The sequence below is a fragment of the Sodalis ligni genome, from assembly GCF_016865525.2.
GTDB lineage: Bacteria > Pseudomonadota > Gammaproteobacteria > Enterobacterales > Enterobacteriaceae > Acerihabitans > Acerihabitans ligni.
Window position 1 is genome coordinate 4,001,883 of sequence record NZ_CP075169.1, and the last position, 15,411, is coordinate 4,017,293.

Genomic DNA, 15,411 nt, shown 5'->3' on the forward strand with positions numbered 1-15,411 from the left:
GTTCAGGAGGGAAAAGCGGCAATGGGCCAATCTACGCAGTCTCTACGTCATTTGACGTATAGGCCGGCTGCGGCAGGGCGCGCACAATAACGTCATCGCGGGCGCGCAGGAATAATGCGATGCAGAGTGGCACGGGCATTGCTTATGTATTTGATCGGTGGTGCCCGCATCCGGGCGCTCAACCGATTACGCGGAAATGGCGTACACAGCGGGATATTTCATGACAGCGCAGCAAAAAGCCTTTAAGGCCAGACGCCAGTACAACCAGTGGGTCACCAACCAGACGCTGGAAGATTACGCACTGCGTTTTACGCCCCACTCGGCGCGCCGCTGGAGCTCGGGCCGGGTGGTGCTCACCGCTATCAGCGCCATTACCTTCCTGGCCCTTGAGGCCATCGGCGGCGCGCTGACCCTGACTTACGGTTTTCATTACGTCGCCATGGCGGTGCTGCTGGTGAGCATCATCATTTTTTTACTGGCGCTGCCCATCAGCTGGTATGCCGCCCGCTACGGGCTGGATATCGACCTGCTGACCCGCGGGGCGGGTTTTGGTTACATCGGTTCCACGGTCACCTCGCTGATTTATGCCTCTTTCACCTTTATCTTTTTCGCCCTTGAAGCGGCCATCATGGCCATGGCGCTGAATATGCTGTTCGGCATGCCCCTGCATTTTGGTTATCTGGCGGGATCGCTGGTGGTCATCCCCCTGGTGACCTATGGTTTTACGTTTATCTCCCGCTTTCAGCAGTGGACCCAGTTCGTCTGGCTCATTATGCAGCTCATGCCCTTTGTCCTGATCCTGATGCGGGACGGCGGGACCTTTCATTCCTGGACGGCCTTTACCGGCCTGATGCCCCCCGATAACGGTGGCTTCGATATGCTGCGGTTCGGCGCGGTGTGTTCGGTGCTGCTTTCCCTGGTGGCGCAGGTGGGGGAACAGGTGGATCAGATCCGTTTCCTGCCGCAAAAACAAGCCGGCCACGGCTTACGCTGGTGGTGCGGCGTCATCGCCGCCGGTCCCGGCTGGGTAGTGGTAGGGGCATTAAAAATCATGCTGGGCTCTTTTCTGGCGGTATTGGCGTTCCGTTACGGACTGGACGTGGATTCCGCCAGCGAGCCGACCCATATGTACCTGGTAGCCTTCAGCTATGTGACCCACTCCTCCACCTGGCTGTTTGCCCTCACCGGGATTTTTGTCGTACTGTCGCAGCTCAAGATCAACGTCACCAACGCCTATGCCGGCTCCATTGCCTGGTCCAATTTTTCCTGCGCCTGACCCATCGCCATCCCGGCCGGGTGGTGTGGCTGTTTTAACGTCGGCATCGCGTTGTTGCTGATGGAGCTGGGCGTATACCACGTGTTCGAGGATATCCTGGGCATCTACGCGGTGGCGGCCACCGCCTGGCTGGGCACGGTGGTGGCGGATCTGGCGGTGAATAAGCGCCTGGGATTAAGCCCGCCGGGCATCGAATTCCGCCGGGCCTATCTGTATGATATCAATCCGGTGGGCATGGGGTCGATGCTGCTGTCCATGGCCCTGGGGCTGGCGGCGTATTTCGGCTGGCTGGGGGCCGGTTTGCAGGGATTCGCCTCGCTGCTCACCCTGGGAATGACCTTTGTCTTTTCGCCGTTGATCGCCTGGTATACCGGGGGAAAATATTATCTCGCCAGGGTGGAAACCCACGGGGTGGCAGGCGTCTGCTGCGTCTGCGGCAATCATTTCGAACCGCCGGAAATGAGCTTTTGTCCCCTTTATGAAGGGGCGATTTGTTCATTGTGCTGCTCGCTGGATGTCCGCTGCAATGACGCCTGTAAGCCCCATTCCCATTATTCCGATCAGATCCGGCATCTGGCCTTCAGCTTTCTGCCCTTCTCGTTCCTGAAAAGATTCGACCCGAAAATCTGGAGTTTCCTCAGCATATTGTCCTTGTTCAGCAGCATTATCGGCATTTTGCTGATGCTGGTCTATGTGCAGATGCGCAGCGAATTCGGCGAGGACTATCCTATCCTGGCCGCCACCCTGTGGAAGGTATTCTTTATCCTGCTGATTATTACCGGCATCACCACCTGGCTGTTTATCCTGACCCATAAAAGCCGCCAGGTGGCGCAGGAGGAGCTGCGGCTGCAGAGCGAACGCCTGCTGGAAGAGATCATCGCCCACGAAGCCACCGACAAACAGCTGCAAAAGGCCAAGGAGTCCGCCGACGAAGCCAATCTGGCCAAAAGCCGCTACCTCACCGGCATTACCCACGAGCTGCGCACGCCCCTCAACGCCATGCTCGGCTATGCACAGCTGCTGGAACAGGCACAGGACATCCCGCTGCCGCGGCGGCATGGGCTGAGCGTCATCCGGCGCAGCGGGGAGCATCTGGCCAATCTCATCGAAGGATTACTGGACATCTCCAAAATCGAAGCCGGTAAAATCGATATCCAACGGGAAGAAGTACGTATCGGCGAACTGATGCAGCAGTTGGTGGAGATGTTCCATCACCAGGCGCTGGACAAGGGATTGCGTTTTATCTACAACCCGCCGCCCACCTTCCCCGAGGTGGTGCTGACCGATGAAAACCGGCTGCGGCAAATCCTGATCAACCTGTTGTCCAATGCCATCAAGTTCACCGACAGCGGCACGGTCACGCTGGATTTCAAGTATCGCAGCGAAGTGGCGTTTTTTGCCATCCATGACACCGGCGTCGGTATCGACAGCGTCAACCTGGAACGCATTTTCCGCCCCTTCGAACGGGTCGCGCAGCGCGGAGGCCGTGCCGGTACAGGGCTGGGTTTGACCATCACCCGGCTGTTGACCTATGTGATGGGGGGCGATTTGCAGGTGGAAAGCATTCCCGGCGCCGGCACGACTTTTACCTTGAGCCTGATGCTGTCGAGCCAGAATGCCGGCGGTTATCTCCCCTCGGTACCCCGGCGCATCGTCAAATACCGCGGACCGACCAAACGGCTGATGGTGGGGGATGACGACGATGCCCATCGCCGGCTCATGGCCGATATGCTGACGCCGCTGGGTTTCGAGGTCTTGGTGGCCGAGAGCGCGTCTGTGTGCCTGGCGCAGCTGGACCACACCGCCGTGGATCTGTTTTTGCTGGATGTGGCGATGCCGGAAATGAACGGTTGGGAACTGCTCAATCACCTGCGGGCCGAAGGAAAGGAACAGCCGGTGCTGATGATTTCCGCCGAGGCGGACGAAGGTAAATGGCGGCAGATCAAAAAGCGGGGGGAAATCCGTTTTCAAACCAAACCCCTGCGAATGTCATTACTGCTGGATAACATCGGCTCGCTGCTGTGTATCGAATGGATCAGGGAAACCGATAAACCGGTGTCGCAATCTCTTTCGGCGGGCAATAGCCGTTTGGATGAAAAGGCGCCGCAGCCCCTTCCCGCGGGCAATAACCTCCTGGATGAAAATGAGTACCAAGAGCTTATCGGACTGGCGCGGCTCGGTTATGCCAAAGGGTTTCGCGAGCGGCTGCGGCAACTGACGGCCCAAGGCAAGGTGAACACCCCCAGCGCCGAAAACCTGGATCTGCTGGCCAGCCGTTTCCGTTTTGAATCGGTGGTAACGGAATTAGCCTTACTGGAGAAAGAAGATGTCCCCCGCTGACAAGCCGACGGTACTGATTGTCGATGACGATATCAATACCGTCAGCATGCTTAACGACAACCTGGATAATGCCGGCTTTACCGTATTGGTGGCCCTCGAAGGCAGCCAGGCGCTGTCCATTACCCAGCAAATCGTGCCTAATATCATTTTGATGGATGCCATGATGCCCCACCTGGACGGATTTGAAACCAGCCGTCGCCTGCGCCTTAATCCCACCCTGCGCCATACGCCGATTATCTTTATGACCGGCCTGAGCGAAACCCGCAACGTGGTGGATGCCTTTGATATCGGCGTGGTGGATTACGTGATCAAACCCATCCGCATTGAGGAGCTGCTGGCGCGGATGCGCACCCATCTGCATAATTCGCAGCTCACTTCCAGCGCCTACAACGCCCTTGAATCGGTGGGACAGCTCACCTGCGCCTTCAGCCCACAGGGCCGGCTGCTGTGGGCGACGCCGCACTCCTATCGCCTGCTGGAACAGTGTTGCGATAAGGAGTTCACCCTCAGCCGGCCCTTTGTCAACCGGCTACTGGCCTGGCTGCGGTCGGCTCCCTCCCAGCCGCTGGTATTGTCCGGCCTGGCGCTCCCGCTGCGCCTTCATCTTATGCGCACCACCGACAACGGCGAGCTTTTATTGCGTCTTGAGGAAACGGCAAAAAAGGACGACGAATGCGCCATTCTGCGCCGGCATTTTGCTCTTACCCAGCGGGAATCGGAGGTGATGTCCTGGATTGCCAAAGGCAAAACCAACCGGGAAATCGGGCAGATACTCTCACTGAGCCCGCGCACGGTAAACAAGCATTTGGAACAGATTTTCCGCAAGCTGGCGGTAGACAACCGCACCTCCGCGGCGGCCCTGGCGTTACGGATACTGGAGTCCTCCCCCGCCCACTCCTGACGGCCGCGTCGGCGGCAGGATATTGCTCCGCATTTTTTGCGGCCAGCAGCGCAATTTGCCGACTTTAAGGCTTTCAACCGGTTACGCTCCTTGCTTCAGCTTCACAGGTAAAGTAGCCTGAGGGCATGACATTGCAGCAGGATCCGGTTAAGGCTTACGGCATGTGGAAGCGCCTGATATATTTCCTGATTGGTATTGCGGGCGTGTTGCTGTTTACGGCGTTCGGCTTGGATCGCTGGATCAGCTGGAAAACCGCCCCCTATATTTACGAAGACTTAAGGCTTTTGCCTCACCGCCAGGTCGGTGTGGTGCTTGGCACGGCTAAATATATCCGCACCGGGGTTATCAACGAATACTACCTCTACCGAATCCAGGGGGCGATTAACGTCTACAACAGCGGCAAGGCCGATTACCTGCTGTTAAGCGGCGACAATGCGCTGCAAAGCTACAACGAACCGGTGACCATGCGGCGGGATTTGCTTTCCCACGGCATGCCCGCCGGGGATATCGTGCTGGACTATGCCGGGTTTCGTACCCTGGACTCGATTATCCGCACCCGCAAGGTATTCGATACCAACGATTTCACGATTATCACCCAGCGTTTTCACTGTGAGCGGGCGCTGTTCATCGCCCAGCATATGGGCATCCAGGCGCAGTGCTACGCGGTCCCCTCCCCGAAAAACATGTTCTCGGTGCGGATGCGCGAGATTGGCGCGCGGCTGGGCACATTGGCGGATCTTTATATCATGAAGCGCGAGCCCCGTTTCCTTGGCCCGCAGATTCCCATTCCCGCCCGGCAGGAAGAAATTCCCCAGGGCGCGCAGGACTACCCCGCCGTCTCTCCCGAACAGCTGCTGGAAATCCAGCCAAAACCGGACGGCGCCTCCGCGGACGTATTACAGGATATGCGATAACGTAGGCAGGCCAAACTCACCATCACCTGTCTCGCAACAAACAAATCTCAGGAAATACCCGTCAAAGCGAGAACGTGTTAAAGGGAGCGACTGAACGATTGGTAACGAGTGGCAAGGAGGGCGCGTGTTAAAGGAAGAGCGGCACGCTAGGCCCGCCAGCACCAAGTCTTAAAGTGAGAACGCGTTAAAGGGAGAGCGTCCCAAGGCACGCTAGGCCCGCCATCACCGATCTTGACAGCGAGCCCGCCAACGTGAGACCGCGCCACTAGGCGCGGACTTCAGGCTTATTTCTTCTTGGCGTACTTCAATGAATCCAGCGCCACCGCGAAGATAATGATCGCCCCCTTGATAATATACTGCCAGTAAGGGTTAACCCCGATATAAGTCAGCCCATAGTTGATAACCGTAAAGATAATCACCCCGGTAATCACCCCGGCGATAGTCCCCACCCCGCCCGAAAATGACACGCCGCCCACCACGCAAGCCGCGATGGCATCCAACTCATACATAAAGCCCAGATTATTGGTGGCGCTGCCGATACGGCCCGCCTCCAGAAAACCGCCGAAAGCATAAAACGCCCCGGACAAAGCATAAATCAAAATCAGGTTAAGCGGCACATTCACGCCCGACACCTTCGCCGCCTCAGGATTACCGCCGATGGCGAAAATATTCTTGCCAAAGCGGGTCTTATTCCACAATATCCAGACACAAACCGTGGCAATGGCCGCGTAAAAGGTAATATACGACAGCTTGAACTCGCCAAATTGCAGAAATCCCTGCGTAAATTTCGAGAAATGAGTATCAAAGCCGGCGATAGGCGATGCGCCGACAAAGTTGTAATACAGCGAGTTGATACCATACACAATGGTCATGGTACCCAAGGTGGTAATAAACGGCGTCACGTGCAGGTAAGCAATAACCAGACCGTTCACCAGCCCGATTATCGCACCGATAATGCAGACGGTCAGGATAACCAGTGGAATCGGCACGGTATGCAGATCGGGGAACACCTTATTGACGTTATCCATGGCCTGAAGCAACGTGGCCGACACCACCGCCGCCAGACCCACTTGGCGCCCGGCCGACAGGTCGGTCCCCTGGTCGCCCTCTTTTAAGTAAGTGAGCAGGCTTTTCTTATTTAACGCATTCATAATAAGAACCCTTAAAATTAAAGATGCACGGAAGCAAGACGTAAAATTTCGTTCTGGGAGGTCTCTTTGGTATTGACAATCCCCGCCATCAGACCATTACTCATTACCAAAATACGGTCGGTAATTCCCAACAATTCCGGCATCTCCGACGAAATAATAATAATGCCTTTACCCCGCTTTGCCAGTTCAGTAATCAATTGATAAATTTCAAATTTTGCGCCAACGTCAATACCGCGGGTCGGTTCATCCATCAGCAGGATTTCCGGCTGGGTCAATAGCCAGCGGCCGATAATCACCTTTTGCTGGTTGCCGCCGGACAACGAACCGATATTGGTTTTATGACCGGGGGTTTTAACCCGCATTGAGTCTATTACCCACTGTATATCGCTTTTCATGCGGGTATTGCTTAATAACCCGATTTTGTTTTTATAATTACGGATATTGGAAATCAATGAATTAAAACCCACGTCCAGGAACGCGTAGATGCCGGTGGCCCGCCGCTCTTCGGTCACCAGGGCAAAACCATTATTAATGGCCTCGTTGGCGCTCTTGTTTTTAATGGGCTTGCCGTGCAGGGTTATGGTGCCGGAGGATCTTTCTCGGATACCGAACAGCGCCTCGACGATATCGGTGCGTTTAGCCCCCACCAGTCCGGCGATGCCGAGGATTTCCCCTTTATGCAGATCGAAGCTGATATCGCGTATGGACGGCTGGCGTAGCGAGGTCAAATCCTTGACTTCAAGAATCACTTCCCCCTGCTCTCCTTCAACACGATCCGGGAAACGCTGGCTGAGTTCGCGTCCCACCATCATCGCGATAATCTGATCCATCGTCAGGCCTTCCACCTGCCGGGTAGCAATCCACTGCCCGTCGCGCAGTATGGTTATTTCATCGCACAGCTGAAATATCTCCTCCAGCTTGTGGGAGATGTAAACGATGCCGCAACCCCGCGCCTTCAGTTTACGAATGATGCTGAAAAGATGGCTGACTTCACGTTCGGTCAACGATGACGTGGGTTCGTCCATAATGACGATTTTGGCATCGTAGGAAAAGGCTTTGGCGATTTCCACCATTTGCATTTGTGAAATAGACAAGTTGGCGACTTTTTCGTAGGGATCGATATCGATGTCCAGCTCTTCGAAAATAGTCTTGGTATCGCGGTACATTTTTTTCTGATCGACGAACATGCCCTTGAGGGGATAACGGCCTAGCCACATATTGTCCATTACGGTGCGTTGCAATACCAGGTTCAGTTCCTGGTGCACCATGGAAACGCCATGCTCCAGCGCCTCCTTGGAATTCTTGAAATTGACTTCCTGCCCTTGAAAGACAATTGTTCCGGAATCTTTGCTGTAAATACCAAATAGGCACTTTAATAAAGTGGATTTTCCCGCACCGTTTTCTCCCATTAATGCATGAACGGAATGCGAGTGAACTTTCAGGTTCACATTATCCAATGCTTTGACGCCAGGGAATGACTTACTGATATTGGTCATTTCCAGCAGCCACTCACGGGGCTGTTCGGTCGTAATGTCGGCCACGATAATACCCGGCTAAATTTGATACAGATAAAATCCCCGGCGCGGAATGACGCCGGGGAGTCAGACTATTTCTTGGTGAATTGCGTTAAGTTATCTTTGTCGACGCCTACATAAGGGATACGGACGATTTTATCTTCCAGTTTCCATTTGGTGCCGTCGGCGGCCGGTTTGCCCGCCGCCAGGTTCTTCGCCAAATCGAAGGTGGCTCTTGCCTGGTTGTTGGCGTCGTTCAGCACAGTACCCGCCATGGCGCCGGATTTAACCAATGCCAGAGCTTCAGGGAGGGCGTCCACGCCAAAGACCGGGATAGCCGTTTTGCTATGGGCTTTTAATGCTTCAACCGCACCCATGGCCATGGCATCGTTATTAGCGATAATCACTTCAATCTTGTCGGCATTGGGGCCGGACAGCCAGGCATCGGTTTTATCCTTGGCCTGCGCGGTATCCCACATGGCGGTATCCAGCTGCAACTGCTGGGTTTTCAGCTTTTCCTGCTCATTAAGGGTTTTGACCACATAGGTGGTGCGGGCTTCAGCATCGGGATGTCCCGGTTCGCCTTTTAGCAGAACGTACTGGATGGTGCCGTCTTTATTCAAGTCCCATTGCGGGTTGGCGCGCCAATGCTTGGCGATCAGTTCGCCCTGGATAATACCGGACTCTTTGGAGTCGGTGCCGACATAATACGCTTTGTCATAGCTGTCGAGATCTTTGCGGCTCGGTTCCTTATTATAAAATACCACCGGAATACCGGCGCCGCGGGCTTTGGAAATAATCACCGGCGCAGCGGCCGGGTCAACCAGGTTTATTGCCAGCGCTTTAACGCCTTTGGCAATCAGCACGTCTACCTGGTCGTTTTGTTTGGACTGGTCGTTTTGGGAGTCATTCATCAACAGCTGAACGCCGGTGCTCTCTTTGGCGTCTTTCTCCAGGGCTTTACGAACCTCCGACATAAAGTTGTCATCGTATTTATAAATAGTTACCCCGATACGGGTGTCGGCAGCCCGCGCCACGACTGAAAATAACAGTCCGGCGGCCACGGCGGTAAGAACAAAAGCCTTTTTATTCATTAGATTCTCCGGAAATTTGTAAGGTTACGTTTTGGGTAGAACAATTTCCAAATACTCATACACCGGTAATGCCAGCAAAGAGAGCAAAGGCCGGGGTAAAATTTTCAGGGTCCGGCTGGACAAGTGTTTTGTCCATGTCAGGCGTAAAACATGGCTAGCATAAAGGGATAAATGTTAATAAACTGTGAATATTCTCACACTTTGAAAACGGTTACATCTCATCTTGTGATGAGGAAGTGATCGCCGCCACATTTCGCAGCGGAGCCACCGAATGGCGGCGAACCACCGTCGGCATAAACAGATGGGTCTGCTTGGGATCCAGCAGCCCGGCGGTACCTTGCAGCGCCAATTCGGTGGCCGCCACCGCCATGGCGAAAATCGGGTACCGTATGGTGGGGAGGTGCGGGCTGGAATAACGGGAAATGGGGGTATCGCCGAATCCCACCACCGAGAATTGATTCGGCACCGCAATGCCGTTTTCCCGCAGGGTGGCCAGCGCCCCCACCGCCATGGCGTCGTTATAGACAAACACCGCCGTCAATTGTTGATTACGGCCGAGCAGCTCCACCATGGCCGCTTCTCCTCCCTGCAAATCCGGCGAGGCCAGCACCTGCCAGCTTTGCGGCGGCGTAATGCCCTCTTCCTGCATCACTTGCAAATAGCCCTGGTGCCGCTGCGCCTCATCTTCTATGGGATGATTGGAGCCGATATAGCCAATCTGCCGATGCCCCTGTTTTATCAATGTCCGGCTGGCCATCAGGGCGCCGCTGACGTTATCCAGCCCGACACAGCGGTGTTCATAGCCCGGAATGATCCGGTTTATCAGCACCATGCCCGGCTCCCGCTCCATGAAAGGAATCAATTCCTCGTCGGAGAGGATTTTGGCATGCACCACCAGCGCGCTGCAGCGCTGGCGAATCAGAACCTCAATGGCGTGCCGCTCTTTTTCCGCCTGGTGATAGCTGTTGCTGATCAGCACATTCTTTTTATGGCGCTGCGCCACCGTATCCACCGCCTTTACCAGCGCGCCGAAAAAGGGATCGGACACATCCATCACCACCACGCCGATGGTGTCGCTGCTTTGCGTGGCCAGCGCCTGCGCGTTGGCATTGGGACGATAGCCCAACTCATTCACCGCCTTCATCACCCGGTCACGGGCTTCCTTGCTGGCGATGGCGCTGTCATTTAATACTCGTGAAACGGTCGCCACCGAGACTCCGGCCAACCGCGCCACATCACGTATGGTGATCATGTCATCCCCTGTTATTTATGACGTCCGCCCAGGATAATATTTGACCAAACGGGTGAAGCACGTTTTGTTCAGGCACCGGTGGTGTTACCCATTGCCGTCACAGGTCTGAAACATAAGGCGCTATCCTAACCGTTTTCTTGCCGCCGCAGCGTGAAACAGCTCACAGGACCGAAAGCGCTTACATAAGAAAAACGGAATCGCTTTTATCGGGGAAAAAAGAGGCGTCGCCGCGAGCGTTTATGAGCAAACGGGAAGATATCCGGAAGGAAACAGTTGCTGTGCCAAGTCAGCCAAGGCGGCTAAAAGGGGATGAAGAAGCGAGAGGTCAGAGGGACTCCGGCAGCAGCAGGCGGGCGATGGTGCCCGGGATATCCTGCCGATTGACCAGTTCAAATTTGCCGTTGTGCAGTTGGGCAATGCGCGTCACGATGCTTAAGCCCAGACCGATACCGTTAAAGCGCTGATCCATGCGGACGAATTTTTTCGTCAGCTCCACGGCCTTGGCAGGATCAATCCCCTGTCCCTGATCAATCACTTCCAGCAGAATGCTGCCATCTTCGTTGCGCGCCAGCCGGATATCGATTTGGCTCTCTTGCGGGCCGTAACGGTGGGCATTTTCCACCAGATTGCGCAGCAGCAGGCGTATAAGTATCGCATTGCCCTGCAGCAGGATTTCTTCTTCCGGCAGGATCCAGCACAGGGTTTGCCGGTGCAGCCGCGCCATTTCCTCCAGTTCCTCCCGCTGCGGCGCGATTACATCCGCCATCAGTTTCACCGTCTGGTAATGGCCGGAAGTAAAATCATGCCGGATACGGGCCAGCATCAACAACTGCTCCACGGTATAGGACATATTGTCTACCCGCTCAATCAGCGGCTGGTTATCGACGGCGGCCTGTTTTTCCTGCAATTCCAGGTGCAGCCGGATACCGGCCAGGGGCGTTCGCAGCTCATGGGCCACATCGGAGGTGAATTGGCGGTCCTGCTGCAGCGTGTCGTTGAGCCTCGCGAGCAGCTGATTAAGACTGCGGGTGACGGCAATGACTTCTTTGATGTTGCTTTGTTCCGGCAGCGGTTCGAAATTCTCGGCGCCGCGCTTTTGCAACGCATTCTGCAAGCGGGAAAGGGGCAATGTTATCCAGCTCACCGCCTGAAAACAAAACAGCAGGGTGACGATGATCATCATCAGCGCCGGCACGCTTAATGCGGCAATAGCCTCGCGGATCTCCTGGTTGACGTGATCGTTGCGCACACTTTCCGCCAGCGTGCGGTTCACCAGCAGATCAATCTGTTCTTTGCTTTCGTGCCACAGCCAGATGACGGTAATAAACTGGCAGCATAATAAAATAATGCCCAGTACCACAATTAACCGCCAGCGCATGCTGATAAGCGGGGGCGCGGAGGAAGGCGTCACGTGTTTTCACCGTTTTCCTTGATAAGCAGATAACCGAAACCGCGCAGAGTGCGGATCCTGTCTTTGCCAATCTTTTGCCGCAGGTTGTGGATATGGACTTCCAGGGAATTGGATGAGGGATCGTCGTCCCAGTTATACAGGTCCTGATGAAGTATTTCCCGGTGGATGCGGTGCCCGGCGCGCAGCATCAGGCGGGAGAGGATGGCGAACTCCTTCGGCGTGATATCGATGGGGCTGCCGTTGACGGTAACCTCATGACTGTTTAAATCCAGCGAAATATTATCCACGCAAATATAATTGTTGCTTACGCCCTGGTGACGCCGGATAACCGCCCGCGCCCGCGCCAATAATTCGGCCAGGGCAAAGGGTTTGATAAGATAATCGTCCGCGCCGAAATTCAGCCCGCTGACCCGCTGATCCAGACCGTCCCGGGCGGTAAGAATCAATACCGGTACGTCGTTGCCTTTTTTTCGCCATTTCACCAACAGCGACATGCCATCCCCGTCCGGCAAGCCTAAATCAAGGATTACCAGGCTATAGGGGGCGGTTTCCATCAGGTTTTCCGCTTCGCGCATGCTGCCCGCGCAATCGCTGGCATAGCCTTCCTGTTGCAGCGCCAGCTGCAGACCCTCCTGCAGAAACCTGTCGTCTTCGATGATCAGAATTTTCATGATTGCGTCATCCTGCAGGGTTGCACGATATCCAGGGCCGGCTGATAGAGTTTGGTACCCACATTCATGAGTCCGAGCAGGGTGGCAAAAAGATTGTCCTGGGAGTACGCCTGCTGTTTAGCCCGGCTTCTCAAGCAATCATCCTCGATACCCTGCGCCTGGACAAAAGAGGGCGACATCCATAACAGCATCGGGATGTGGGTCTGCTGCGCCGGCGCCACGGCATAAGGCATACCGTGCAAAAACAGCCCGTTTTCACCCAGAGATTCTCCGTGATCGGATAAATACACCAGGGCGGTATTGAATTTGTCCTGATGGGCCTGTAACAGCTTTATGCTCTTGTCCAACAGGTAATCAATATAGACGATTGTATTGTCATAAGTGTTCACCAGCGCCTGATTTGAACATTTTTGTATCTCATTTGTATCGCAGGTAGGTGAAAAAGCCGCCTGGGCGGCCTGATAACGCTGATAATAGGAGGGGCCGTGGCTGCCCATGGTATGCAGGACGATGACGGTATCATTATTTTGCTCATTGATATAAGCATCAAGATTATGGAGCAGCGCCTCGTCCAGGCATACCCCATCGCTGCAAAACTGCGGCAGATCCTTCCACTTCGACAAATCTTCGGTGGCGACGCGGTTGCAGACATATTTACAGCCGCCGTCGTTTTCACGCCATAAAATATTGACGTGCGCGCGCTGCAGAATATCCAGCACATTATCTTCATGGGCCGCGGTATCGTCGTCAAAATGCGCCCGCGTCATGTTGGAGAACATGCAGGGAACCGAGACCGCCGTGGCGGTGCCGCAAGAACTGGTATTGGGGAAATAAACCACGTTATCCCGGGCCAGTCGGGGATTGGTGAGCTTGTCATATCCTCCCAGGGAGAAATCCTGCCCCCGGGAGGTCTCCCCCACCACCACAATCAGCAGGTTTTTTTTCTGATTGTCATTAACGGGCACCGTTTTATGCGCGTCCAAACCGATTTGCACGAACGGCATATTTTTAATGTAGTCATGTTTATAATAAGAATAACCGCCAACCGCCATGTCGCTGGGCACCAGATTTTTAATTAGCTGCGGATTATTCCGCATCAATGATGCGTAGTCTTTATAAAAGAACGTGGCCACCAGTGCGATAACGCACAAAGAGAGCAGTATGTTCAGAAAATAAAAACCCGCGGTGTGCCAGGAAAACAAGACGGGCTTGACTTTGATCCAAAGAATAACCAAGGACGGTAACACGCCGAGCACCAAAAATGATAAATCAGCTGCGGCGATAATAGCGAAAAACTTTCCATCGGCGTGGTATCGAGGACATTCTGCACCATGCCGCGATCGATTAAAACGCCATAGCTAAGCATAAAGTACTGCGCCAGCGCGTCGCTGATAAAAATTAATATAATGATTGGCTTACGAATATAGGGCAGCAGCAGAAAGCTGAAAATAAAATTCAGCGCAAACAGCAGGGTAACCGGCATACTGAGGAAAAACAGCAGGTTGTTCAGCTGCGATATATCCACCAGCCCTAAGATTTTTTTAAAGAAAATAATATTTTGAAAAAAAGTAATTATTATTGCAATAATTATATTGAAGATCCAAGGATGAACAACCGGTCGTGGAAAGGCCTTAGCTGAGTGTAGCGACATGTGCTTTTCTATCTTCTGCCATACTGAAAAAAATTAGTCAAAGAGTAGCATTGCTACATTAATTGAACCTTAAGCCCGCCGCCGGTCAAACGCGTGAGCTTACGCCATAACCACTCCATTGGTCCTTGCCTGAATATCCGCAGCCACAGGGTGGAGAAAATAATATTCACCAACCAGACGGCCGGTACAAATAACAGCAAATCGGCCCGGCCAAAGGTCATAAACAGACCGAACCGGTTAAATAGCAAGGTACACAACAAGGTTTGCAACAGATAATTGCTCAGCGCCATGCGTCCGACATTACTCAGCCAACGGCCGATGCCCAGGCGGGAGAGGGCCGGCCACCAGCCGTAGCATAGCGCCACATATCCCAGCGCTTGAAAAGGCGCGCTCAATTCCCGCGGGATCTGCAGCGCAAACGCGCTCCAGCGAAAGGCCCAGTGCACATGCCATTGCAGCAGTACGCCCGGCAGGTTGATGATGATGCCCGCAACAATCAACAACCCGGCCGCTTTGCGGTAATGGGCAAGAGGCATCTCGCCGGACAACCAGCCGCAGCGCATCAGCGCGGCCCCCATCAGCATCGACCCGGCCAGCAGCCAGCCGTACTGCATGCCCAGCGAACTCAGGCTGTCATGCAGCAGTCCCAGGCGCACCCGCCAGGCCTCGGGACCGCCGGTGGTCTGCCAGTAATATTCATAAATCCGATCGGCGATATCGGGCTGCCAAAAGCGTCCCGGCGGCGCATCCGCCACCAGCCACTGAAGCAGCAGCAGAATAATGAGTCCGAACAGATAGAGCGCCGCGCCGGTTATAAACAGCATTCTCGGATTGGGCATGCGGCGTATCACCCCCAGGCAAAGCAGGCCCACCAGTCCGTAATCCAATAAAATATCGCCGTCCCAGAAAAAAACCCCGTGGATAAAACCAAAACCCATCAGCCAGAGCAACCGCGAGGTTATCCAGCGGTTGCCGCGCGGCAGCAGCATATGCAGCCCGGCGCCGAACAGCAGGGCGAACAGGGTAAGAAATTTCACCTGCGCCACCATATCCATTACGGCCCAGGCCCAGGCGTCGGGGAGCGACGGTTCTCCGGCAAAGGCGGGGTTGAGATACGCCGCCTTGGGTAGGCCAAAAGAGGTGATATTCATCAGCAGGATGCCGAGAATCGCCATTCCCCGCGCGCAATCCAGCATGACTATGCGCTCGCGCATGTACGGTCCTTATTCAAATAAG

At 54.6% G+C, this 15,411-nt stretch carries 11 protein-coding genes and 1 pseudogene; 4 read left to right on the forward strand and 8 right to left on the reverse strand.

Going from position 1 to position 15,411, the window contains the following annotated elements:
• Window positions 1-220 precede the first annotated feature (220 nt).
• The 4 genes from GTU79_RS30695 (at window position 221) to sanA (ending at window position 5,431) form a co-directional block, all read left to right on the forward strand.
• Complete coding sequence (locus GTU79_RS30695; RefSeq protein WP_253073371.1) at window positions 221-1,276, forward strand: purine-cytosine permease family protein; 1,056 nt, start codon at window positions 221-223, stop codon at window positions 1,274-1,276.
• A gap of 60 nt (window positions 1,277-1,336) precedes the next feature.
• On the forward strand, window positions 1,337-3,616 hold the full coding sequence (locus tag GTU79_RS18650; protein ID WP_253073677.1) for an ATP-binding protein: 2,280 nt from the start codon (window positions 1,337-1,339) through the stop codon (window positions 3,614-3,616).
• Window positions 3,603-4,517, forward strand: coding sequence for a response regulator transcription factor (locus GTU79_RS18655; protein WP_203523439.1), 915 nt, complete (start codon window positions 3,603-3,605; stop codon window positions 4,515-4,517). Before GTU79_RS18650 ends, GTU79_RS18655 begins: the two co-directional genes overlap by 14 nt.
• Window positions 4,518-4,678: 161 nt before the next feature.
• Entirely contained in the window at window positions 4,679-5,431 is a 753-nt protein-coding gene (sanA, locus tag GTU79_RS18660; RefSeq protein ID WP_132928074.1) for an outer membrane permeability protein SanA, read from the forward strand.
• A gap of 284 nt (window positions 5,432-5,715) precedes the next feature.
• Here the strand turns inward: sanA and mglC are convergent, their stop codons facing one another.
• The 8 genes and pseudogenes from mglC to yeiB form a co-directional block, all read right to left on the reverse strand.
• Window positions 5,716-6,582 carry a galactose/methyl galactoside ABC transporter permease MglC gene (gene mglC / locus GTU79_RS18665; protein WP_214513255.1) on the reverse strand — a complete coding sequence of 289 codons (867 nt, stop codon included), beginning with the start codon at window positions 6,580-6,582 and terminating at the stop codon, window positions 5,716-5,718.
• Window positions 6,583-6,599: 17 nt separating this feature from the next.
• On the reverse strand, window positions 6,600-8,078 hold the full coding sequence (gene mglA / locus GTU79_RS18670; RefSeq protein WP_253073678.1) for a galactose/methyl galactoside ABC transporter ATP-binding protein MglA: 1,479 nt from the start codon (window positions 8,076-8,078) through the stop codon (window positions 6,600-6,602).
• Window positions 8,079-8,188: 110 nt separating this feature from the next.
• Window positions 8,189-9,190: a galactose/glucose ABC transporter substrate-binding protein MglB gene (mglB, locus tag GTU79_RS18675; protein WP_132927397.1), complete on the reverse strand. Its 1,002-nt coding sequence runs from the start codon at window positions 9,188-9,190 to the stop codon at window positions 8,189-8,191.
• Between the two features lie 211 nt (window positions 9,191-9,401).
• On the reverse strand, window positions 9,402-10,442 hold the full coding sequence (gene galS, locus GTU79_RS18680) for an HTH-type transcriptional regulator GalS (protein ID WP_214513256.1): 1,041 nt from the start codon (window positions 10,440-10,442) through the stop codon (window positions 9,402-9,404).
• Between the two features lie 325 nt (window positions 10,443-10,767).
• Window positions 10,768-11,820 carry a two-component system sensor histidine kinase PmrB gene (gene pmrB, locus GTU79_RS18685; protein ID WP_203523788.1) on the reverse strand — a complete coding sequence of 351 codons (1,053 nt, stop codon included), beginning with the start codon at window positions 11,818-11,820 and terminating at the stop codon, window positions 10,768-10,770.
• Between the two features lie 29 nt (window positions 11,821-11,849).
• Entirely contained in the window at window positions 11,850-12,524 is a 675-nt protein-coding gene (pmrA, locus tag GTU79_RS18690) for a two-component system response regulator PmrA (protein WP_132927393.1), read from the reverse strand.
• Window positions 12,521-14,175 (reverse strand): annotated as a pseudogene (gene eptA, locus GTU79_RS18695) (phosphoethanolamine transferase EptA). Before eptA ends, pmrA begins: the two are co-directional and overlap by 4 nt.
• 53 nt (window positions 14,176-14,228) lie before the next feature.
• Window positions 14,229-15,389, reverse strand: coding sequence for a DUF418 domain-containing protein YeiB (gene yeiB / locus GTU79_RS18700; RefSeq protein ID WP_203523442.1), 1,161 nt, complete (start codon window positions 15,387-15,389; stop codon window positions 14,229-14,231).
• Window positions 15,390-15,411 lie beyond the last annotated feature (22 nt).